This is a genomic window from Sodalis praecaptivus (genome assembly GCF_000517425.1).
GTDB lineage: Bacteria > Pseudomonadota > Gammaproteobacteria > Enterobacterales > Enterobacteriaceae > Sodalis_A > Sodalis_A praecaptivus.
Map to the genome: position 1 here is coordinate 3,317,406 of NZ_CP006569.1, position 21,848 is coordinate 3,339,253.

General features: G+C 48.0%; 26 protein-coding genes. 1 reads left to right on the plus strand and 25 read right to left on the minus strand.

Features of this window, described 5'->3' with window-relative positions; translation table 11 throughout:
• Positions 1-88: 88 nt before the first annotated feature.
• The 6 genes from SANT_RS14655 to SANT_RS14680 form a co-directional block, all read right to left on the minus strand.
• Complete coding sequence (locus SANT_RS14655; RefSeq protein WP_025423025.1) at positions 89-901, minus strand: hypothetical protein; 813 nt, start codon at positions 899-901, stop codon at positions 89-91.
• Positions 901-3,306: a prophage tail fiber N-terminal domain-containing protein gene (locus SANT_RS24210; RefSeq protein WP_025423026.1), complete on the minus strand. Its 2,406-nt coding sequence runs from the start codon at positions 3,304-3,306 to the stop codon at positions 901-903. Before SANT_RS24210 ends, SANT_RS14655 begins: the two co-directional genes overlap by 1 nt.
• 65 nt (positions 3,307-3,371) lie before the next feature.
• On the minus strand, positions 3,372-4,361 hold the full coding sequence (locus SANT_RS22970) for a hypothetical protein (protein ID WP_148296301.1): 990 nt from the start codon (positions 4,359-4,361) through the stop codon (positions 3,372-3,374).
• Between the two features lie 9 nt (positions 4,362-4,370).
• On the minus strand, positions 4,371-5,048 hold the full coding sequence (locus tag SANT_RS14670; protein WP_025423028.1) for a hypothetical protein: 678 nt from the start codon (positions 5,046-5,048) through the stop codon (positions 4,371-4,373).
• A 2-nt stretch (positions 5,049-5,050) separates the two neighbouring features.
• On the minus strand, positions 5,051-5,329 hold the full coding sequence (locus SANT_RS14675) for a hypothetical protein (protein ID WP_038668632.1): 279 nt from the start codon (positions 5,327-5,329) through the stop codon (positions 5,051-5,053).
• The gene (locus SANT_RS14680) at positions 5,329-8,457 is read right to left on the minus strand and encodes a host specificity protein J (RefSeq protein ID WP_025423029.1); all 3,129 of its coding nucleotides are present in this window, start codon (positions 8,455-8,457) and stop codon (positions 5,329-5,331) included. The genes SANT_RS14675 and SANT_RS14680 overlap by 1 nt, the downstream gene beginning before the upstream one ends.
• Positions 8,458-8,621: 164 nt before the next feature.
• Here SANT_RS14680 and SANT_RS14685 point away from each other — a divergent pair, with 164 nt between their 5' ends.
• Positions 8,622-8,843 carry a hypothetical protein gene (locus SANT_RS14685; RefSeq protein WP_025423030.1) on the plus strand — a complete coding sequence of 74 codons (222 nt, stop codon included), beginning with the start codon at positions 8,622-8,624 and terminating at the stop codon, positions 8,841-8,843.
• Between the two features lie 131 nt (positions 8,844-8,974).
• Here the strand turns inward: SANT_RS14685 and SANT_RS14690 are convergent, their stop codons facing one another.
• From SANT_RS14690 to SANT_RS14780, 19 genes are all read right to left on the minus strand, one after another.
• Positions 8,975-9,376: a hypothetical protein gene (locus SANT_RS14690; RefSeq protein WP_237234618.1), complete on the minus strand. Its 402-nt coding sequence runs from the start codon at positions 9,374-9,376 to the stop codon at positions 8,975-8,977.
• Entirely contained in the window at positions 9,360-9,638 is a 279-nt protein-coding gene (locus SANT_RS24515) for a hypothetical protein (RefSeq protein ID WP_158500162.1), read from the minus strand. The genes SANT_RS14690 and SANT_RS24515 overlap by 17 nt, the downstream gene beginning before the upstream one ends.
• Before the next feature lie 407 nt (positions 9,639-10,045).
• A complete protein-coding gene (locus SANT_RS14700) occupies positions 10,046-10,417 on the minus strand; it encodes a type II toxin-antitoxin system death-on-curing family toxin (RefSeq protein WP_025423033.1) in 372 nt (123 codons plus the stop codon).
• Positions 10,414-10,638 carry a type II toxin-antitoxin system Phd/YefM family antitoxin gene (locus SANT_RS14705; RefSeq protein ID WP_025423034.1) on the minus strand — a complete coding sequence of 75 codons (225 nt, stop codon included), beginning with the start codon at positions 10,636-10,638 and terminating at the stop codon, positions 10,414-10,416. Before SANT_RS14705 ends, SANT_RS14700 begins: the two co-directional genes overlap by 4 nt.
• A 153-nt stretch (positions 10,639-10,791) precedes the next feature.
• Positions 10,792-11,712 carry a hypothetical protein gene (locus tag SANT_RS22975; protein ID WP_025423035.1) on the minus strand — a complete coding sequence of 307 codons (921 nt, stop codon included), beginning with the start codon at positions 11,710-11,712 and terminating at the stop codon, positions 10,792-10,794.
• Between the two features lie 48 nt (positions 11,713-11,760).
• The gene (locus tag SANT_RS23480; protein ID WP_025423036.1) at positions 11,761-12,093 is read right to left on the minus strand and encodes a hypothetical protein; all 333 of its coding nucleotides are present in this window, start codon (positions 12,091-12,093) and stop codon (positions 11,761-11,763) included.
• 81 nt (positions 12,094-12,174) lie between these two features.
• Positions 12,175-12,738, minus strand: a complete 564-nt coding sequence (locus tag SANT_RS14720; RefSeq protein ID WP_025423037.1) for a tail assembly protein — start codon at positions 12,736-12,738, stop codon at positions 12,175-12,177.
• Positions 12,675-13,418, minus strand: coding sequence for a C40 family peptidase (locus SANT_RS14725; protein ID WP_025423038.1), 744 nt, complete (start codon positions 13,416-13,418; stop codon positions 12,675-12,677). Before SANT_RS14725 ends, SANT_RS14720 begins: the two co-directional genes overlap by 64 nt.
• 9 nt (positions 13,419-13,427) lie before the next feature.
• Entirely contained in the window at positions 13,428-14,132 is a 705-nt protein-coding gene (locus SANT_RS14730) for a phage minor tail protein L (protein WP_025423039.1), read from the minus strand.
• Between the two features lie 21 nt (positions 14,133-14,153).
• Positions 14,154-14,483, minus strand: a complete 330-nt coding sequence (locus SANT_RS14735) for a phage tail protein (protein WP_025423040.1) — start codon at positions 14,481-14,483, stop codon at positions 14,154-14,156.
• A gap of 287 nt (positions 14,484-14,770) precedes the next feature.
• Positions 14,771-17,950 (minus strand): phage tail tape measure protein, encoded by a 3,180-nt coding sequence (locus tag SANT_RS22980; RefSeq protein ID WP_025423041.1) that lies wholly within the window; start codon positions 17,948-17,950, stop codon positions 14,771-14,773.
• A gap of 73 nt (positions 17,951-18,023) precedes the next feature.
• A complete protein-coding gene (locus SANT_RS14745; RefSeq protein WP_051440178.1) occupies positions 18,024-18,392 on the minus strand; it encodes a DUF2513 domain-containing protein in 369 nt (122 codons plus the stop codon).
• 42 nt (positions 18,393-18,434) lie between these two features.
• Positions 18,435-18,668, minus strand: a complete 234-nt coding sequence (locus SANT_RS14750; protein ID WP_025423043.1) for a phage tail assembly chaperone — start codon at positions 18,666-18,668, stop codon at positions 18,435-18,437.
• Between the two features lie 20 nt (positions 18,669-18,688).
• Entirely contained in the window at positions 18,689-19,135 is a 447-nt protein-coding gene (locus SANT_RS14755) for a phage tail assembly chaperone (RefSeq protein WP_025423044.1), read from the minus strand.
• Positions 19,136-19,177: 42 nt separating this feature from the next.
• The gene (locus SANT_RS14760) at positions 19,178-20,122 is read right to left on the minus strand and encodes a phage tail tube protein (protein WP_025423045.1); all 945 of its coding nucleotides are present in this window, start codon (positions 20,120-20,122) and stop codon (positions 19,178-19,180) included.
• A gap of 5 nt (positions 20,123-20,127) precedes the next feature.
• Complete coding sequence (locus SANT_RS14765; RefSeq protein ID WP_148296302.1) at positions 20,128-20,538, minus strand: phage tail terminator-like protein; 411 nt, start codon at positions 20,536-20,538, stop codon at positions 20,128-20,130.
• Between the two features lie 9 nt (positions 20,539-20,547).
• The gene (locus SANT_RS14770) at positions 20,548-20,997 is read right to left on the minus strand and encodes an HK97 gp10 family phage protein (RefSeq protein ID WP_025423047.1); all 450 of its coding nucleotides are present in this window, start codon (positions 20,995-20,997) and stop codon (positions 20,548-20,550) included.
• Complete coding sequence (locus SANT_RS14775; protein ID WP_025423048.1) at positions 20,997-21,353, minus strand: hypothetical protein; 357 nt, start codon at positions 21,351-21,353, stop codon at positions 20,997-20,999. The genes SANT_RS14770 and SANT_RS14775 overlap by 1 nt, the downstream gene beginning before the upstream one ends.
• Position 21,354: 1 nt before the next feature.
• Positions 21,355-21,837, minus strand: a complete 483-nt coding sequence (locus tag SANT_RS14780; protein ID WP_025423049.1) for a DnaT-like ssDNA-binding protein — start codon at positions 21,835-21,837, stop codon at positions 21,355-21,357.
• Positions 21,838-21,848 lie beyond the last annotated feature (11 nt).

Genomic DNA, 21,848 nt, shown 5'->3' on the forward strand with positions numbered 1-21,848 from the left:
CCTTAGTTGAAAGTGAATAGCTCAATTAACAATCAATTTTGCTTAGTACAGGAACATATTGAAAGAAATGGGGATTGGATCGGGGGACTCAGCTGAACCGGCTAACGTTAGCAGCATAGTCGGATGCCAATACATCAGAAGCAGTGATATCCAGTCCGTCCAGGACGTCTAGCCGTGCGCGATATACGGCCCCTGTAAATGCCCCCGCATAGCCCGCATCAGTGCCGACATAACGCTGAGTAGGCGGCAATGTCGGCAACGTGGACGGGAAGGTTTGCGATGCTGATGTATAGACTAAAGCGTTATCGAGGTAGACGTAAAAGATAAATGTTGTGCCATCAGATGCGACTTTGCATCTCACAGCAACCTGATGAACCCCGCCCCCCATAATGCCATTCAAGACAGCGCCAACAGACAAGTCGACACCAAGAACAACAACCTGAGTTCGCGCTAAATTCGTCAAATCTCCGGAGGCAGCAACAGGTCTTACCTCGCAAATTTTATCAGCAGTTACCGACCGACCGCCGCCGACGAGGAAAATATTGTTGTTAGTGCTTGTATTAGCTAGGGTAGATATTTTTAACCAAAACGTATACATCCAATCTTTAGCGGTCGTGATGTCGGGAACCATTACAGCCGGGAGCGTAAATTGATCACCAGCCTGCCCAGGCCAAACCATGCCGCCATTTGCGTAGGTGTGCGCCTTTGTGAATGAGCCTGTGGAATTCTCAAACGAAAGGCTTTTAATAGTGTCGCCTGCTGCCACGTCTTTTTTCCCGCCGCTCCAGGCAATACCAAAATCAAACGGGCCGACAGTACCCGCATTCATCGTAGAATCACGATAAAGCTTCTCGCCCGTGTCGATAGTGACGTCTACTAACTGCTCAATTTTTCCGGCCATCAGACCCATCCTTTCAATTGCATAAAGTTATAAACAAATTCCGCGTTTACTTCGGCACCCACATACAGGGCATAATCCGGCGCCATTGAACTGGATTTCGCTTGTGAGGGGTGTAAGTAGTCATAACGAAGAGAGCGAGGTGTCACGCCGTTTGTTACATCAGTAACATCGTCTGCGTAATCTGGGTTGTGGTGATTGATAAAGTTCTGCAACATATCAACACCATCAATCTGGCAATAGAATTCCGGGAATTGCTTCTTAAACGTATTATTCAATAAAGCAACTTGCCCCGCTCCGGTGCTTCCTGTCGTATCGGTTGCCCCGGGAAAGTCAGGCAATATCACTACACGCTTACCAATGCTCTTGAGGTACTTCACCATGTTAACGGCATTGCCAATTATTTCATCGGTGTAAGCAATATTATTCCGGCCCAGCCAAAATATATTGATACATTCATCATGCCCATAATACACCGTTCCCGCCGGCGCACCGTTCGGGATGGGCTGCGTTGTCGTCGGGATAACATTGATGGGGGTCATATCTGTCACCGTTACCGCATCCCCAGCGGCGGAGCGGGCAAAGTACGGCGCAGAGCCATCCCAGATAAACGTCCCAGGGATACCCGCGTAGGTACAGGCAATGCTGTTGGCTTCGGCCGGATTATAAAGAAAGCACGGCCCTTGTGCCCACTGTCCAGTTTTAGCCGTCAGCGGTACGTTCTGGACGTCTGCCGGAATGGTGCCGGCGGTCGGGACATAATAAGCCGGGTCGCCACCCTGGCGCGCAGCAACAGCCACAGACCGCGCAGAGCTGCGGCCGAAATTGTAGGCGTATAATCCGGTCAGCTCCTGCAATCGATTCATCATGCGGGCGTTTTCCATCATTGAATGCCCCCAACCGACTAATTTTAGCCTCGCGATATATGGATACGGGATTAGGTTTGTTTTATTAGCGTAAAATAGACCGCCCGGCGCATTGTCGGCCCGATCAGAGGTCCAAACTATGCGCTCGGTCCCGTCGATATGCGGGTTAGTCTCGTTTGAGTCACCCGATGTAATGGTCGTCTCGGTGTTATTATCCGTGTTATAAACGCGAATTTGAGATTTACCTGCACTGTCAGTCACTGTGAAGGGTGCTAGGGGATTGGTTTCGACAGTCGGGATAGTTTGGGATGCTTTATATGCCTCGTCCCATAACGATTTTTTCTTAAGCCATTCCTCAACATCAAAAAGCATGTTTTTATTGCTATCGACAAGCACAAACGGTTTTTTGTTAAGCTCATACTCTCCCGTTGAGGCAATATATTTTGACTGAGACGACAGAACGGTTATATTTTCTGATGTCGCGCTATCGGGAAGTGAAGTTAAGTCAATGTCTTTCCCGCCCGCCGTCAGTTTCTCAATTGTCGCATTTTTCAGCACAATCGGCAGCAGATAGGTTTTAACGCCGTCCCGCGTCATCTCGATAATGTTATTATCATCATCAAGGAGAATGGATTGAACATTGCCGAAAAGCTCGTACTCTCCCGCTGCGCCGAACTCGTCGGAAGAAAGAAACTTAGCCGCATCAGCATAACGGATCAGATTTTGCACGAAATATTCGGGAGGTATTGAGTCTGATGTAAAATCTACGCCGCCTAAAACTAGTCTGTCCCCTATCAACGCTGGCGCAGTCAGTGGCTTTTTGAAGGTGAATAAATCTCCGTCAAATTTTTGAAGTATGTTGCCCTGATCATCAACCACAGCTAGAACAAGCCTTTGCGCTAGTTCATATTCCCCACCGTAATCAGGACTTGAATAAGCGGCCAGCTTGTTCAAGGTGGCGAGGTTGCTTATAGAAGCTTCTCCCACCGTTTTAGAAACAGCAGTCGCGGAACCGGCATCATTTAACCAGTACGTAATTCCATCGGTCGGAACATCGCTGGATGGCGTGGCAAAAATATCTCCTGCGGACGTCGCGGCCAGACCGGTCGACGTGTCAGCGTAAAAACGTCCCGCAGCCATCGCAGAAGTTGCGGCAGACTCGGCGCGTTCGGCGGCAGCAATAGCAGCAACAGAAGATTCATTAGCCGCAGCTCGCATTTCTTCGACAGTTTGTATTATCACTGGCGTGATTTCAGACTCGCCCGGCGTTGTCAGGTAATCGTTCAACGTTCCGGGCAGGGAGTCATTAAAAACCGTGATTGTTCCAACCTTCTCCGGCGGCTGTCCGTACGCCTCTATAATGACTTCATGCTTGCCAGTTTGCGCCGTTAGCGAATATCTGCCATCACTGCCCGTTTCAGTAGTAGATGGCGCGTACTGCACTACCGCCGACGATGTTTTCACCGCACGCAAGGTAATGGTTACCCCTGCGCGTGGGTCACCATTTGGCCCTATTAATTTGCCGCTAATAACTACTGACATCGGTTTCTCCAGCAATACCCCGCAAAAGGAGCATAGTTAATTAAAAGATATTGGCGACGAAGTGTTTAATAAATGCGGATTATTGACATATCGATGTGAGCTGAGCTTGTTACAGTAGAGCCACTATCTTGATAAACATACAAAGATACGGCCCGACCCTGTGTTAAATATACAGCACATGTTAGTTCAAATATCATATCAATGGGCCAGTAATCCTTTGATGTCTGCCCTATAACGGCCTGCGCACTAGGAGAGGTTGAGCTATCAATTTTAAGGTACACGCTCGCCGTGGCTGGCGGACCTGAAAATCTTATGTGTGCTGTGAACAGGTAATAACCTTCTTTGGGGGCAGTGTAATTTCCGCTTGAGTATGCATTTTCAGTATCAACAACTTTCGTAGAAAAGGTCACTTTCTTAAATGTTGTATTGGGAATTGATAAACCAGACGATGTCTCTTTAAGAATAACCAATCCTTTGGACGTGTCGCCCGTTCCGCCTTGTGAAATACTGAGTGGGATCGTAAGTCCTGATAGGGATGTAATGTCGGAATTGTCGCCCGCTGATGCTTTCCCATCAAGTTCAGTTTTATCAGCTTTTTTATCTAACTCAGTATTGAAAACATCAGAGCCAATTTTATCATTAATAGAGTCGGTGATTTCGGCCATGCTTTTAATTGTGACTTGAGTACCGTCCGGCGCGGTCAGTGTAATGTCCCCTGCCCCGGTTAAAATCTGCTGCCAGCCGTCCAATTGCGATTGATAAAATGCTAATTGAGCAGATAAGCGGCGGGCAAAATCAGGAACGGAGTCAACGTAAAAAGAGAGTATCGCATAGGGCTGGTCAGTCAATGCTTCTCCCGGCGAAGTTACCAGCCTGAGCTGAGTGTTACTGTCAACCGCTTGAATTTCATAAGCGCGAACTGAACCTGAACCTGGTACCAGCAAAATCTGCCCAGGCCCGATACCATAAACATTATTGGCCCATTGCGTCCCTGTACCTGTCACGACAGTTGAGCTTTCCTCAGCATTTATTGTTCCTGCTTTATACCATGCCATGCGTTGACCTTATTGAAGTGAAAATTGATAGTTATCGTCATAAAATTGGGTTTCTATATAAAGCGACTTAGTCATTGATACAGGTAAATCCGGCGCACCGCCATTGTATTGGGCAACAAAATAAACCACTGGCGCGATTCCATCCGACGCCCCCATCCAATTATAAAAAATCGTCACACCAATGTTGGGATCACCCGGGGAAGTCGGCTGATTCACTGCATACGAAAATCCGGAATACGCAGCGGCAGAAAAACCGCTAAGTCCGTTGATGTTATCGACCCGTTTTATCTGTAATGGCAATGACGTGCCCGTATAGATGCATTTGCCTGACGCATCATAGAAGGCAATGCCCCAGCCAGAAGGATTAGGAACGTAATTACCAAACACATACAAACGGAAACCATAAGTTCCGCTGGGGGTGCTATTATCTAGTATGACGTTAGCCACCCATTCAGAATTGTTAATTTCTAATGATGTCAGTGCCCCGACTTTATTGTCTGAGGTTGCCTTGATAAAAAGGATTGCTCGTTGACTCGATGGGATACCCGTTGCGTAGCTTTGTGTTATTCCTCCAGTCTGTGCGGTGACGGTCAAGTCAATGACTTTAACCAATACCATAGGGGTATATTGTGGCGACGCAAAAAAACTGCCGTCCTGTCGCCAAATTTCCATACCATAATTTGCCATATTTATCCCGCATACACTACCAGTTGAACATAAGCGGCATTCAAATTAGACCACGTAATGGTACTACCATTGATCGATACATTGGGTTGGTTAGCTGCTGCAAACCCATTTCTAGAAATTAACTCATATGTGAGTGTTTTATCGGGCGGAATGTCATATGACCTGTTGCCTGACGTTCCTCCGTTGTAATCCACGATATCCATTAAATACGTTGGTAGAAACGAATTCACGACATCATAATCCGAGTTGTTGACGTAAATACTCGCACCGAATTCAGCCATTATTCTAAGTTTCCTATCTTGACTCGAATCGCATTATTTCCATCATAAACGCTGATTTTATGCGGCTCGATAGTCAGTCTCCCACCGGAGCCACCATTAATCTGAAAGTCTCCATCTTTAGTTAATTTCCAACCACTCTGCAGATCCACAAAATTTGTGGATTGAATATAGTTACCAATTTTCGCGTTAGTGATGCTTGCGTCTTCAATGTAAGCGCTATTTATGAAAACCTGACCACCTTGTGCGACAAAGGCCAAATCATAAGTTCCACTGTTAGCGTTGTAAATCCCGAATTGATCAGCATTGAACAGCACCAAGCTTTTTACTACCGAGCCGTTAGCCTCCGCTCCGATAGACATACCTGCGCCATAGTACGTCCCATTCAAGTTGACCCCTGCCTTTACGCTATAGATTGCGCTTCCAGTGCCATCAGCATTAAAAACTGTCGTGGCCTTGGTTTCGATTGAGGCTTCATTTGCATTAAGCCTTGCCGTAACTAACTGCTGGTATTCGGCGAAAGCGCTGTTTGCATCAGCTTGGGCAGTTCTGACTTCAACTATCCCTGCGCGATTTTCCCCGTACTGCTGCCATTTTTGATAAACATCGGCATCATTGGCTAAAGCATTTTCGATAATGGCGTCTGTATTGGTATCTATCTGACCAATAAGCTGGGCATATGTTTCGCTCTGCTTAATACTGTTATCGATATAGTCGATCATTCCGGCGGGATCGCTGTCAACTTCTCCTCTTGCCTCAACAAAGATTGATTTACCATAAGCATTTACACTTCGCACATAAAACCAGTAAGTAATCCCCGGCTTTAAGCTATCCTTTATCCAATATGTCGCCGTTCCGAGATAATCTGCCTCAGATTCGATGTCATTTATATTGATAATTTCTTCACTCGAAAACCAAAACTCAAATTGAGTCCCGTAAATTTTCGGCGCTGAAATATGAGGGGTTATGGTTATCTGAAAGAAACCCCCTTCTACTTCTATGGAAGTGGGCGCAGCGGGGGCGCCTATTACCATCTCAACCTGAGTCTCATCCCCAAGTCTACCCTGTTCATCCCTGCCACGTACGCCTACCAAGTAATCACCAACGTCTAGCCCATTGAAATAGTATTCAAGTTCAGCAGTGTTGCCCTTACTGACAAGCTTTGTTTCTCTGTATAGGGTGACATCAAACGTAATATTTCGGTTTACCGTTGCCGTGGTCCACGTGATTTTAGCCTGAGCCAAGGTACTGTCATTGATAGGGATAACCGTCAGATGCTCGATTGCAGGTATTTTGGTCGTGTTGTTTGTGGTTGGGTCTCCTTCAAATTGCGCCCCTTCATCCACTACAGACTCTTTTTGTGGCTCATGCTGTAAAGCCGTTACCGTGTAGGTTCCATCGTCTGTATTCTCAGCAATCGCCATGATGCGGAAATAGCGAGTTGCCAGGGTGGACTTAGATAGTGTGAAAATACCCCATTTCTTTATACCTGCCGGCTCGCTTTCCAAGGTGATTATGCTGTCATTTGATTGGCCTATGACACGGATCTTCACCAACTTAGCCAAATCATTCAGATAAGAAAAATACGCTGTTTCATCGGCTGCAAGTTCTAAAGGCGCATCTAAGGTAACCTGCCGCCCGGTGAAGGCAATAACACGACCGCCCATTCTCGCGCTGGCGTAGTCATTATCTGCCACGGTGATTATATCGCCCGGCAGCCCCACTAATCCCTCACGCCCCGCATCGAAAACCACAGTTTGGGTTTCTAATTGTTCGGTCTTGAGGATCCAGCGTCCAACCCTATTCGCCTGCCCACGCGACGTGCATCCGAAAGCTGTGACTTTGGTCACATTGAGCCCGTAGCGCGCTATCAGCGTGTCGTCAGAGACATACTCAATATCAGAAGACCAGCCGTTGTCCGGGTTAACCCATTCCACTTGAATAGCGGTATGGCGTGCCTTGCGCGCACTAGAGGAGTATTTGAAAGTCCCATCAACGACATTTGCGTTAGTGTATTGCCAGACAGGATCGGATGGTCTGTCCTGAACGCAAGTCATCTGTAGACCATCCCAGATAGGCATGCCCCGGAAGCACGATGACAGGTCATAGAGCACATCGTATGCCTGCCGTTGATCGGTAATGTAAACGTTGCAAGTGAAACGAGGTTCTTGACCTCCGTACCCATCATCAACCAACACATCGCAATATTGGGCTACGGCAAACATGGCGAACTTATCACATCCAAAGCTCCCCAGTCGTTTCCCCAGCCCGTAACGCTCGTTAGTCACAAGGTCATAGAAAACCCATGCCGGATTGTTGGTCCATGCCAGCTTAAAACCCCCTGACCAAATTCCTGAATAGGTTCGCGTGTCAGGGTCGTAATTGTCCGGCACATTGACCATCAAGCCCTTCATGTCATAAGTCCGGGTGGGTATGCCGCTGAACTGCCCTGTATAATCAATCGTGGTGCCGACTACTACGCTATTGGGGTAATTAAGCTTGGCGTCGATAATTTCCGTATAGCTGCTAAAATACGTGGAATTTTGAAGCTTGCTTGAAGTGCTATCCGGCTCAACTCGCACCAGCCTAAACGACCAAGGCGTATAACCGGGCGCATCGATAATGTGCGATTCGAGATACTGCCCACTGATTTTACCGTCGATATTCACCGTCTCTTCAGTGATCCACTGTTCGCTCTGGTTCTGAACCTGAATCATGATATTGACGCTGGTATAGCCCAAGTTGCCGTCATCGTCCTGTTCTACTAACGATTGAACTCCAAGCGTTACACGCACCCTGTCAACATCGCTATCGGTAACTGTTTTTACAATGGGCGAAGCCTGTAGCAGGACCGTGCTGACCCCCACCTCATTTTCAATATCAGAGTAACCGGGCAGATATGTTTGGTCCTGCGTCCCAGGCGTCCAGCTTGCATCCACGCCTGAGAAATTGGCGTTACCGTTGGAATCAAGCACGGGCGTGTCGTTTAGGTAAAAGGATTTCAGTCCATCAACAGGCCCGTAAATTGGCCCCTCAGATATGAGGTCGACAATTTGCAAACGTTGAGTTGATTTGAGATTGTCCGCTTTTTCTGTTGGAGTGCTTGCGCTACTGCTGCTTCCGCCACCCATGTTTTACTCCCATTAAATAAAGCTCGCTGAATCGAGCCGATGACTGATCAAATATCAGGATTTACTTATGTAGTGTAAGGTTTACGTTAAGTGTTCGGCTCGCCCATGTGAGTGTGGACACGCTTATCACTGGGTGAATGGTTGGAAGCTGAGTTAGGAAAATTATGCAAATTCATTCAAAAGCGACAGATGACGGCAGAATGATTGCTTTACAAGTTGCTTTCACTGCTTTGGTTGACCTATGGGGAAGGGATAGACCCGAACTTAAAAAAAAATTAATCAGCTTTTTAGAGGAAACGGGGATGGACCCTGAAAATAAACGTTCATCTGCTGCATTCTATGAGCTTATCGAAATGATAAGGGCACTCGAAGAACGACGCGGATAGTGCCATCAGGGTTACGAATAGTGACCCTTCTTTTTTCTAAATCATATCTTGTTTTTTTCTTTTTCATATTCTCTCCTGTGTTTCGGGCCATAAAAAAACCCGCCGAGGCGGGTCAGTTATGGTGTTTGTAGTTAGGGGTACTGTATCAATCCATAATCAGTTTGGGCCTCAAACTCTACGGTAAGAAGCCGGTTTTTTCTGTCTAGATCCCACGTGAAGTCTTTCAGTCCGGTGACGCCATCTATTGCTAAAATTTCGGCTCGTAGGGCATTTATAGCGCCGTTAATTGTCAGATGTTTGCCCAATATGGACTGAAAATATGGCGTTCCAAAGTCTGCATCTAGGAACCATTCACCGCGAAACAGTGACAGCCGAAATTCTATCTGCTGTCTAACTCGTTCGGCACCATCCACATATTGCAAATCGCCACTTTGAAACACGATTTTCCCATCTGTAATTTTGATATCAATCATAGTCATCCCGGCAATAAAAAGCCCACCTGGGTGGGCTTCGGCATTACCAATAGTAAACATGGGGTTTGCTGTTACCGAGCGGGAAAGCGACTCCATCGTAGTCACGACACCCTTGCATAATGGCACGGCACAAGGCTTTGTTCTTGCGCCGGCGTGGGCGATTCATGAACAGATTTACCCACCAGCCGGGACTGTTGCCATAGTTAACAGGCCGGCGCGAGTATGGTACGAACTCCCGACTTTTAACCCCTGGATAAACCGTGTAAAGAGGGCGAATTTTACCATCGCCCATGCGGTCTTTTACTTTGTTTTTTATGGACATTTTAGGCTCCTATAAGTTACCTAAAAAATGTCCTCCGCGTAGTAGTACATTGTCAGTCCTTATGCTTAAGCTCTGCCCTGCGTTCCTGCATATTCGCACCGAAATGTTGACGTTGGTTCCCACACATCCAGCATGAACAACGACAAGGTGTATGATAAGCCACGCCTGCGTTTCTAGGCGTAACCTGTCCAAATTGGCAGAAGCCAGAACTATTGTATTGGCCTCGTTTAGCCTTTAACCGCTTTTGATGGTGCCGTCGAAGGGCACGATTTCTGTTTGTCATTTCGTAACTCCCGAGTTAAAACAGGAGCGGCCACACCTTCGCATGACCGCCTGAACGGGAGTTCAGAATGATTAAGTTGTCTGTTCATAAGATGCCACCTTCATACTGGATAGCACTGCATCGATTAGCTCAGCTTGCGTAATTCCGCAGCGACCGAAAGAACATCGTGAATTCCTTGAGCGGCCTCCACTACATAGTCAGCCAGCCCCGGCACAGGCGTGATTGTCACCCCATTCATCTCAAGGAAAATCATTGCGCTCGCAATTGCAGTCCTTTTGTTCGCATCGTTAAATCCATGGCCCCGTGCTATCGCCAGGAGTAATGCTGCCGCAAGTTCAAAAGGGTCGTTTTTTTGGTCGTAAACGTGTAGATTTTCCACGCGAGCAACCATCCCCTCAACCAAACCGATATCGCGGTAACCACTAAGGCCGCCAAACTCCTCTAACTGTCTATCGTGGATAGCTATCACCTGCTCTACAGTTAGAAAAAAAATCATTTATCGGCCAGTTCTTCAAACAGTGCCTTGCTCTCAGGCTTGCTCATGACTCGGCCCAAAGCGGCATCAAATTTAGCCTGCTGCAAGGCGGCAAACTGTTCTGCACTGATAACCACCACATCAGGAGCCGTGCGTCGAGTGATGGTAACCGGCTGCTCGTTAGCTTTATCCAGCACATCGGCAAGCTTTGCTCTAGCGTCCGAATACGTGAATGTGATCATGTGATTTAACTCCGCTGGATACGAAAACTACTCTTCAATTGTACAACTCAAGTGAGTGAGGCGTCAAATTGAGCAGCCGTATGCGTCAACTGTGCATGCGATCATCCTCTTTTGCACCTATCACCGCGTCGTCAACTCTGGATAAAATAAAAATCATTGGATACTCGCATTATCTTTATTAGGTATATTATTTGAGACAGGAGAGTAATTTACTATTAGAGTAATCCCATTCTTTTTATCCAATGACATGAATATACTAGTCACGTCACTATATTCGTCAGCACCCCATAAATATAAGACATTAGTTATTTTACCTAAGTTACCTCTAAATCCTCCTATTTCTGAGGCCATCTTTTTAAAATTAACTGTGTTATATGGGTATCTAGCCACAACAGAATCCAAGTATCCCTCAAAACCGCAATATTCGACATCTGATAATGAATTTATTGTTTTGAATAACTCTTCTTTTTGCAATACAAAACATGACTCGCCATTATTTTTTTGTTTTCCATTTTTTAGATTTAAAACAAGTTCATTTGTTAATTTTCCGAAGGGATATGTCCCGACCAGTGTCACGAATGGTAAGTTTTCAGGGGCACCTCTCCATTTTGAACCATCTAAATTGAATTTGAATTGTGTTGGCCCCTCTCTATAAACGGGGACCTCCACTATCATTGTTTTAGATAAATAAATACTCTCTGCGAATCCTCTAGGCTCTTCAACTGCTGCAACATTCGAGTTATCTTTTCCGATTCTAAGGTTTAGTTCAATTATATTCCCATTATCAAATTTAGCATGAGCCTTACAGTTATCTTCTTGTTGGCAAAAAAATTGGCCTTTCGTTAAGAAAAATCCTGATTTTTTCGTTATTTTATCATCTTGGCTTATCATAACAATGCTTAGTTTTGAACCGCCATTATATGGAAATTGGAACTCTTTTGAATTAAGCGATTCTAGATAGGCTGAATATTCTCTTACCCCCCTCATTTCATCTTTAGTTTCTTTATAATCCCAAGCATCCACCCGAATAGAAATAAAAAACAAGACTAGAGTTAATAAGTTAATTATCTTCATTTTAATGGCCCACCTATGGCATCACATCACGAAAACTCATAGATTTTTTCACAGACAGTTACGCGCTGACTCAAGCCACCCATCAGCCAACCACACCGGTTGCAGGTGCGTCCGCACCACTGAACCGCTGTCTGTTTTATCGACATCGGTGAGCGCTATAACACCAGTAAATGTAACGCTCACTGAAATTCTATAGCCATTCTCAGTCTCGATGCTCGTTGTCGCTGGATTAAGCCTTTGCCATGCGGGAGCAAGACATAGTGCATACTCTCTCGGTGTTTTTGATGTTTTGACTTCCAGGGCGGGTTTTTTGTTTTCCAAGCCAGACATTGAGCATCCCGTCAAAACAATGACAGCCAGACACAACAAAGATATTTTCATTGATAACCCTTACCGTTACATTTCGCAACAGCATATCACCAGACAAAAGTAACGTAACGCAAATTGTAAGTAAGCTTGCGATCAACTCTTGTCAGTTATCAACCCTTGGGAAATAACATGAGACCCCACGCGCATCCTGCCGTAAAGCAACGGCACCGGGTCGCCCTGTCCCACAACGTTTTCTAGTGAGCTAAAGTAGTTGTTCGCTTCGCCATTGTCGGCGTTCGAGGACGAGCTGGTCTTCGGGGTTCGAGTAAGCATCTGGGCTACGCCGCCAGCCATCAATCCAATGCCTGTTGCAATTAAGGGCGCGCCAAATGGAGTGCCCGATAACCAAACCCCCACGGCGACTAACGCAGTCCCCAGAATGGTCTGAAACAAGCCACCACTCTTTGCCCCGGCCACCACCGGCGTGATCCGCACCTCGGTATCTTTCCCAATTTTGGCGTGCATACCCTTTTCAAGCGTATCCATACTCAGGCTTTTTTTGCCTACCCGGACCCGATAACGCCCCTCGCTTATGTGCTGGCGTAAGCCGGGAATTTGAATTAACAGTCCTCGCAGCGCTTCCGCTCCAGTATCTACGACCATGTCGAAGTGAGAACCAAATCGTTTGAGATCCCCGTCAAATCGGACTCGTGCCATTTATCATATCTCCAGGTGGAATGGGTGATTTTTTTCCAGAAACCCCCGTAGCAATCACGCTTACTCAGGGTATTAGGTCGTTGGTGCAAGATAAGCTGTTCACCGATGTAAATTGCCGAATGCGTCGCTTTTGGTACCGTCTGGCCGGCAAGGTCAAGGCACATCAGAAAGACATCTCCCGGCAGAACTTCGGCGTCGTCAGCAAGTCGCGTAAAGCCGTTGGCGGCCATATTGGCGATGTATAAATCCTCCTCGCCTTTCCACCAGCCATCGTTACGCTCGAAATAAGGTAGTTCGTGGCCGCAGAGGTGATAGGCGTCTCGCATTAGCGTGTAGCAGTCCATAACGCCATGCTCAAACGTACGCCCTATCAGGCGCGGTACGTTGCGAAATTTCCGTATCTCTTCATCACATACAAGCCACCATGGCAAACCACTTCGACGCTGTGCTATCCGGTCTGCCTCACTGAGAAATGGGTTCCCGTCAGGATGACTATGTACAATGGCTTCTATCTCGCCCTTGTCTTCTGCCGCAGCCCAACTAACAGGGTCTATCTCAAAATGATTATCCGGGTCGGCTGCAATGTTTCTGCAAGGAAAATACTGGCCCGCTACAATCAAACCGCAGCACTCAGCCGGAGCGCATGCCTCAGCATGAGCTAAAATGTCATCGTCTATCATGAGGGCCTGCTATTTGATTTTATTTGCTGCCGGGAAAGCGGAGGTATTAAGCGGACTTGTTGCGCCGAAACGCAGCTTGCAGGAGCCTAGCCGCTTGCCGCATTTGTCTTTGGTGCCGTCCGAGGTTGGCTGATCGAACTCATCCGCTACCGGGCCGCCGGTATAGCCACAATCTGCTGACCGGTAAACCCATTGGCAAACATCTGCCAGAATCGTTCTGGCAGGCAATAACGCGCCATCTGTCTCGCATGGCAAGCAAAGTGTATAAGTAACAAATTCCGCTTGTTGCGCGGTGCATTGTTCTATTTCATATCGGTTTACCGATTCCATTGTCGGATCTGCTTGCGGATTGCCGTTATCGAAGTTCTCAGCGTCTAGATACTGCTCGTAAACTTCCCGCCGCGTCACTATCGCTCCGACTGCATCGTCGAAATCCTGATTGATGCCAGTAATCAGGCCGCTTATATTCGCCAGGGTCAAAGTTGGTCGGTTGCTGGTTCCCTTACCGTTAGCCTCAAACCCTGACGCCTCTACAGGATAAGGCTGATAAGTGTTCCCCTGCCACACCACCGATTGCCGCAACCCATTAAGGCCCGAATGAAACCTGTATAAGTCGCCGCCGATGTAACTTAAATCGACTTCATAAAGCACCAGCAGCGCATCTTGCTCAATATTCTGAACATCGATACGCATCCCGGCTGGGATATCGCGCATTGATTCCTCCGTACTGCATCACTAGGCAACCACTTCCTGAAACGTGGCCGTGATAGTTTCCCAAAGCCCATTAACCTTGCGGCTCCATGTAGCGCACTTGAAAGTGCGAGGCGTCCACTTATCCTGCGCCTTCCAGGTGAACGCCTCTACACCTCCCCGCTCGGTGAGGAAATTTTCGATGTGATCGATGTAGTCAGCGTCACCCGTAAAGGTTAAGGAGTAAGAACGCAAGTCACTGTTGATGCCGTTCTTCTGGCGCTGCTCGTAGCCGTCCCCATAGCTGACCACTCGCACTCTCGGTTCAACTGTAGAGGTGAAATCCTGGTCTGGAAGCCACTGAAATTCATACATATCTTAACCTTAAATTGGTATGCTATCTCAGCCCACAAAAGAGGATTCGTAAATGCAACTCAAGTTATGGAAAGTGTCGCACCCGGTAAGAAATGAAAATTCTAATAGTCAAATAACTGTCGAATTAGTCATCTTATCCAAGGAGTCATTTGACTCAGTTTTCGATGGCGTTTTATAAATCAAGTTGCCTTATGACCAAACAATGTCACTTGAACAAATAGAATCCGCCGCAATAAAATTAGCCCTAGATGCACTGTCCTGAGCATTGGGCGCTATATGCGCCCGTCTTAGGCCCTCAATATTCCTCCATCACGCTGCTGATTTAGCAAGGCACTATTTATCCGACTATCTACCATTCTCTGAAGTGTCTTTAGAAGGTTGTCGTTGTTTTGCTGTTGTTGATCATTGGTGTTTCCACGCTGATCAACATTAAGTGTAATTGGTGCGTTAAGGGTCACCCCTGCACCGCCAACACCTTTAGCCCTCACGCCCAATGAACCATCAGAACTCCGTTTCAAGGGCAAAATAGCCTCCGGTCCTGCTTCACCCATCACTCCGCCGCCGTTCGCGAAGGCGAAGAACGTCGGCTTGCTAACCACCCTCCCGCTGTATGCGCTCAGGCTGGGAGAGTCGTAAACGCCGCCTTTGGCATTGAGGCTCAGATTGTTATAAGCACCAGTATTGAAACCAGTACTTGCTGAAGCGCTGCCGCCCGCAGCAGAGGACGCGGCACTACCTACCAAACCGAAGAGGCTTTGCAATGCCGATGACGAAGCCGAACGGATGGCGATGCGCGCCATATCGTTAAGCACCGATGTGGCAAAGCTGCTAAAGCTCGCCTTACCCGTCGTCACGAACGAAACAAGACTATCTTCCATACTACTAAAGGCATTAGTAAAAGCGTCCTTAGTCTGCCCGGCGATATTCTTGGCAGAATCGATGTAATTCTGATATGCAGCGGTGGCCCCATTCGTCCAATCACCTTGTAGCGCATCCAATTGGGCATAGGAATCGCTTTGCTGTTTTAGACGTGCATCAAGCTGAGATTTGATATTTGCCGTTTCTTGCTTATAGGCATCAGATTCTAAGAGCGATTTAGGGGTAGCCTTGTCTAGTTGCTCTTGATAGCGCTGAAATTCTTTGTAAATACTGGCAGTGCTTTCGGTACGTTCAACCTCCTTATCACCTTTGCCATATGCATTGAGCTGACGCTGATATTGCTCTCCAGCTCCGTTATAAGCTGAAGCCATGGACTCGTTAAGTTGAGCCGATCTCTCTTCCAGCTTCTGCAATGCTTCCCGCTGTTGTATTCGCTGGGCCAATGCCGCATTTTGCTCGTAGGCACCCCGCAAAGCGTCTTCATTTGCGAGTATGCTTTTCTGCTCTGCGGTTAATATTGACTTGCTTTTCAGATCGGCAATCTGCTGGTTGAATTTAACTAGCGCCTGCTCTGATGTAGAAAGCTTGTCTGTGGTAGCGAGTTGGGCCTCAAGCGTGGCGTGTTGCTCCTGCAACTGTAATAGCTCGCGAGTAGCAGCACTGTCAGTAACAGCTTTTTCCTTCGGGGTTTTGGGGTCCTTATATTTGTCACTGATTTGCTGGCGAATCTGATCAGCCGTTACACCATCAGGAAGAATTCCACCGTTCTGAAGGTTTTTCTCAAATGCATCCAGCTCCTTTTTGCGCTGCTGTGCCTTAGTCATGACGGTGTCATACGTCGAGTTTATGGCCTTCGTAGCTTGTATGGCCTGTTCCTCAAAGTATTGACGAGTTTGGTTTGTGGCCGCTTTGTTTAGATCACGCTGATTGTCAGCTAACGCACTCTGCAATTCACTTTGTGCGGCGGCAAGCTGTTCCTTGAATCGCGCCTTTGCATTTCCGACACCAGCAGTTGCCATGCCTCCTTGTGACGTATCAATTGATTCTAATCCGCTTAAGCTAGCTTGTAGATTATTGACTTTCGCAGTTGCTTCTTTAACCCGATCTGCAGGTGTTTGAGTCCTGCCGATATCGAGCATTGCATCCCAGGCACCCTTAGCGGCATTTGCTACGGTGTCCCACGCCGACTCTAAGGCACCCAGATTTTGCTTCACCTCAGCAGCAGCTTTTTGCTGGGCGGAAGCATATGCGCTTACAGCCACCGCAGCGGCTTGTTGTGTATTTCCCTGACGTTCAAGCGCCGCTATCTGCTCGTAAACAGAAGCGGTCAGGTAATGATATTGGTCGTTTAGGGTTTCTGAAGCGCGAACCGGATCTTGCTCCAACTTCTTAAAATCAGAGATAGTTTCATCAATGCTTTTACCTGTAGCGTCTTGCATCGCCACAGCCGCCTGCGCCACCATCTTGAGCTGATCGCCGCTAAAAGCACCGGTATTTAAAGCTGCAGTTAAAGCCTTTGCGGCATTAGCTGTAGTGCCGATATTTGAGCTGATCGATTTAGACATATCAGCGAGTTGGCTAGCAGAAATGCCGGCATAGTTACCAGTGGTGATGATCGCCTGATTGAAGGCGTCCATTTCACCTTGGCCTTTTTTATAGGCCAGCGCCAGCGCACCTGCTGTGACTGCAAGCGCCGTGATACCTAACGTTAGGGGATTGATGAAACTTAACAGTGCCTTAGCTGCGTTGCCGACGCCACCAAATGAATCCTTGATTTGCCCACCCTGCTGTATAGCGACCAGCCACACGGGCATGCCAGAGGCTAAAGAGGTCACCACATCGGTGATTTGCATCGGAAGATAGCGCATTGCCTGAGCGTACTGTTTGGCGCTGAGGGTTGCAGCTTTGATCGTTCCGTTCTGCTGATTCAATTTCTGAATGTATGGCGCCACTTGGGCAGAAACACCTAGCTGTGCGGCTTTGTATTCCAGCAATTCGGCCGTGGTCATTCCCATGGTGTCGGATTGCTGTTTAAGGCTTGCGATAAATGATTCTTTTGCTGTTTGTGCCCGCTGATCCGCTGCGGCCGATTCCCTCGCTGCTTTCGCTGCGGCTTGGCCCTCAGCTGTTGAGGCAAGCGCCGCCTGCTCAAGTTGGGTGCGCATCTGTTCAATCTTAGCGGAATACTCAGCCAGATCTTCGCCGCCAAGCAGTCCAGAGGCGCCAAAGCCTTTAAGCTGCTTTTCCATCTCATCTAACCGACCATAGGCACCGACAACCGGATCGATTTTCCCCAAAAGTGACACTAGAGCAGATTGTTGTTCTGCCAAGCTCGAATTAACGGCCTTGCCTGACTTGGCAGCGGCTATGGCGCTTCTATTCATTTCCTCAGTTTGACGCGTCCATCCTGCCGCCGCAGTTGACGCGCGACGAGCGGCGCTATCAGTTTTGGCAAATTCACTGGCTAACGAGCTGGCAACGCCTTCCGCCTTTTCTCCTGCTCCCGTCAGCCTATCCAGTGAATCCGCCGCTTTAGCTACGCCATCTTGCTGAACCTTAATGATTAGGGCGGCTGTTTCTTGCGGCATGTGGGGATCTCCAGACAATAAAAAACCCCGCTTCAGCAGGGTTTTAATTAATTATGCTTTTTTAGAACGGGATTTACTTGAGTAAGTTAGTAATGATGATCGTGGCTGCGGTTTTGATCGAATCTACTGTTAATTCAATTCCCTTTGACTTAACAAGCGCTACTGTTTTGCTCCAAACATTATTCGACCTGATATTATCCAGAAAATCATGCCCCTCAAATGTTAACCCTGTCGTGTAATATGCAGAAGAAGCTAATGTTGAAACGTCAATAATTTCAAGCAATCCCGCCTGACCAAGTATCTTGATATGATAGTTAACCAATTCGGATGATACTTCTGGAAAATCCTCGTCTGTAACCACTTCGCTTCTCTCTGAGAGATTTTCCGCTTTCAACATGATACTTCTGACCAGATCCCAGTCCCTTTTCATCGCATCACCCATGAACTAAAATAATTACCATCATAATACTACCAAACGGCATGTTCAAAATAGCTTTGGTACGTCTTTCATGACCTCATAGGCCATGTCCATGATGATCTCGACTTCGGCAGGGGTTGGACGGTTGCCGGTTAACTCCGTCCAGGCTTTTAGCTCCGAGTAAGTCAGCTCTCCGCCAGAGCCGCGCATAAGGTCAATGAACCATCCCCAAAGATATCCAGTACCTTCTGGCAGGTTTGGCGGATTGACCATGAGATCAGGCGTGATGCCAAGTTTCATCGCTGCCTGATAATGCTCTCTTAGGCTCTTTCCATCCTTTTGCCTTTTGTCGAGCTTTCGCTGGAATTCTGTGTAACGGACGAGTCCAGCGGCTTTTTTTTAAAAAACTCTGCCCGGTTAGCAGCAAAGTTATTGATACGGTCTTTGAGATATGGTGATTCAGTAAGCAATAGCTTCAGGTTCTCGGGCGTCAACTCTTCTTCCAGGGACCAATCGATAATGAGTGCCTGGAACTGTTTAAACTCGTTCTCTTCATCAAACTCTTTCGTGAACGCCTTATCTTTAAGTTGCTGAGGAGTCAGATCGAATACTGCGCGGCTTGCTTCAGTTTTCGCGGCGCGGAACTCATCACTGTCTATGCCGCGAACAAGTAAATATTCTTGCGTTGGGGTACCATCAGGGAGGGTCAGGAAAAGTTTCTTGCCCTCATTTGCGGCACCGCGTGTAGCGAAATCACTTAGTTTCATTAATAACTCCATTGGGAAAACCCGGCTAACCGGGCATTAAGATTAAGAGCCTTGACCGTCTGCGGTGCGGGTGATCTGAAGAAGAATGCCGGTTGCTTTGTCTTCATAAGCGGTGAAATCAAAAGTGAGTGCCTGAAAAGCGTCGGCCTCAGCCAATGCTTCTGAGGAAAACTTAATGCGGGGAAGCAGAAAGGTATACGCCCCACCCTGCCCGCTTAGCGTAAACTCAAGCGAGATATCGGAATGGTCGTAGAACATCTGCGACAAATCTTCGTTCTGATACAGAAAGGTAATCGACCCTGTAGTAGCGGCATTAGTTGAACCACTGGCCGCAACGCCGCGTTGCCCGTAAACGTGGGCCTGTGATATGCCATTATCGATGTTCAACGAAACAGACGTAACCGCATTAGATGCCACACCATTTACCTTAATGGCCGCCGTCAAGGTTGCATTTTCGCCCGTAGAGTCGAACGGATCATTATTCTCTGGCTCGGCATATGTAGCTCCCGAGATAGCGGAAGCCCCATAGAGCACGGACGCGCCCATAATGCCGAAATCAGCAGTTACTATGGCATTAGGTGCCGCCGTTAGAGCAAATGTGTTAACCAGACATCCTGGGTAGCGGCGTAAAGTATCGATGTCGGTTTGCTTTCGCTCAATCGTAAAAGATTTTTTGGTGGCGCCGATGACCAAAACATCATCGTTCCACGTGTTAAATAACAAGCTTTGCAACAGATAGTCGAAATCACCATACGCGAATTCGGTATTAAGTGTTCCTGACGAACTTTCGGAGCCACGGGCGGAGAAGATCGCCTTTCGGTCGCTCCTGACCTGGTTGGAACTCAGTTCATCTCGGGTTAGTGTTAATTCGCCGGGCGTTTTGGGAATGCGGATAAAGGCTGGTGTTGCCGGCGTATCCCCTTCAATAGTTTCAGGCACCAGCCAGTAATCGACCTGTTTGGCTCCAGCAGCAGCTACCATAACCATAATTTTTAGCTCCGTAATTCGTATGATGACCAATAAAAAGTCAGATGAGCGACCGCCCAGCCATCAACAGACTGCGGATCGGTGTATTCGCGGTTTTTGATGGTGACGCGAGTGTTGTTATAGGTGAGCACAGTCCCAATTTTAAACTGTCCCCGTAAAGTGTCGAAAATAGCCAGCATGGCGCCGTTGACACCCGCGCGGACCTTGCAAACGACATCAATCTGAACAAAGCCGCTGATCGAATCCAGACCACCTTGTCCAAAGGTTGTTGCAGTGTCGCCGGCAGGTGAAAAATAGAATCGAAGATAATCGCCATCTGGCGGATCAAACGACTCAAGCGGCCACGCCACCGGTACCGACAATGCAGCGGCCGCCGCTACCATGCGCGAGCGCAAAGCGGAGGAAATATCCTTCACGGGTTAGCCTCACTTAACGAGTATCATGGCCTTATTGAGGTTGGTGTTGATGCGGGACATGTTGCGGCGAACCATGCCAGCGGGCGCTTGAGTGGAATAGCCAGCTACTGTATGAGGCCCGTTTGCCGGATTTCCATTTTTGTCCTTCCATTCGCCATACTCGGCAACTTGGGCATAAGGCAAGTTGTTGGTCATATAGACCGTGAAATTACGCCCCTGGGCAAGCACGACGGTTGTCATTTTCTCTACCGTCTGAGCGCCGTCTTTGTCGTCTAATGCGAGTTGTCCGAATACAGGCGAATCAGCGGAAACCTGCCAGTTGGCCCGGAGTCTGCCCGTATCAACCGGAGTATCAAGGATAATGCCGCGAAATAACGCTATGGCAGCCTCTTTACCGACGTACTCAGAGCGCTTAATGGTTTCGCCGGACCATTTACCAATCGATGCGGAGAATCCCATTAGCGCCTCACTTGCAGCTGATAGCAGACCGTCACGTCAGCCGGAGTTTTGTCGCTGATGTTGATGATCCGCCATTTAGTTGTCCCGTCTTGGAGAAAATCACCGATAAGCGGCGTTGTATCGGCAGAGATAGTAACTTTCTTGTCGCTGGCGAGGATGAATGTGCCGTCAACCTCAACGCGGTTAAAGTCCTGCACTACGCCGATAACAGACAGCATTTGCGGCGGTTGAGTCACTGCATCACCGGTCACCGGGTCAATCACAGAAGTGCCGGCGCGTTCGATGTACATCGTTTTACCGTATTTCGTCAGTAACCGTGTTGCGGTAGCCTGCATGCGTGGATAAAAGGCCGCCATATCATCCCCTTATCACATCAAAGTTAACGGAAGACCCGGTGCCGACAAGGCCGCGAAGCAGGCCAGAAAGCCACGCAAAGTAAGGAGCTGATGTGCTGCTACCCTCGGCATAGGAAACGCTGACAACGCCGGTAACGGCCTCCTGTACCACTTCGCCACCACCAGAATAAGAAGGTGTGAGGTCGATAGTTTGCGCTTCGACTGCTAAACGGCATTGGGCCTGTATCAATTGGCGCGGGATGGTGGTCAAAGCAACACCGCCGGCATAGACCTTTGTGCGTGGCCACTGAAGCGGCTGATTAGCATTAAGGGGAAGCCCCCGCCACGCCATTCCCTCCAGATAATCCATGGCCTGCATAAGCAATTGCTCTTTTACTTCATCCGATGGTGGGATGCTGTAGCCCCTGGCTGCGGCGAACATGTCAAGGTCAGCAACGCTAGCGTAGCTATTGAAGTCGGGTGATGTCGGATCGGTGTTTATCATAACGTCCTCGT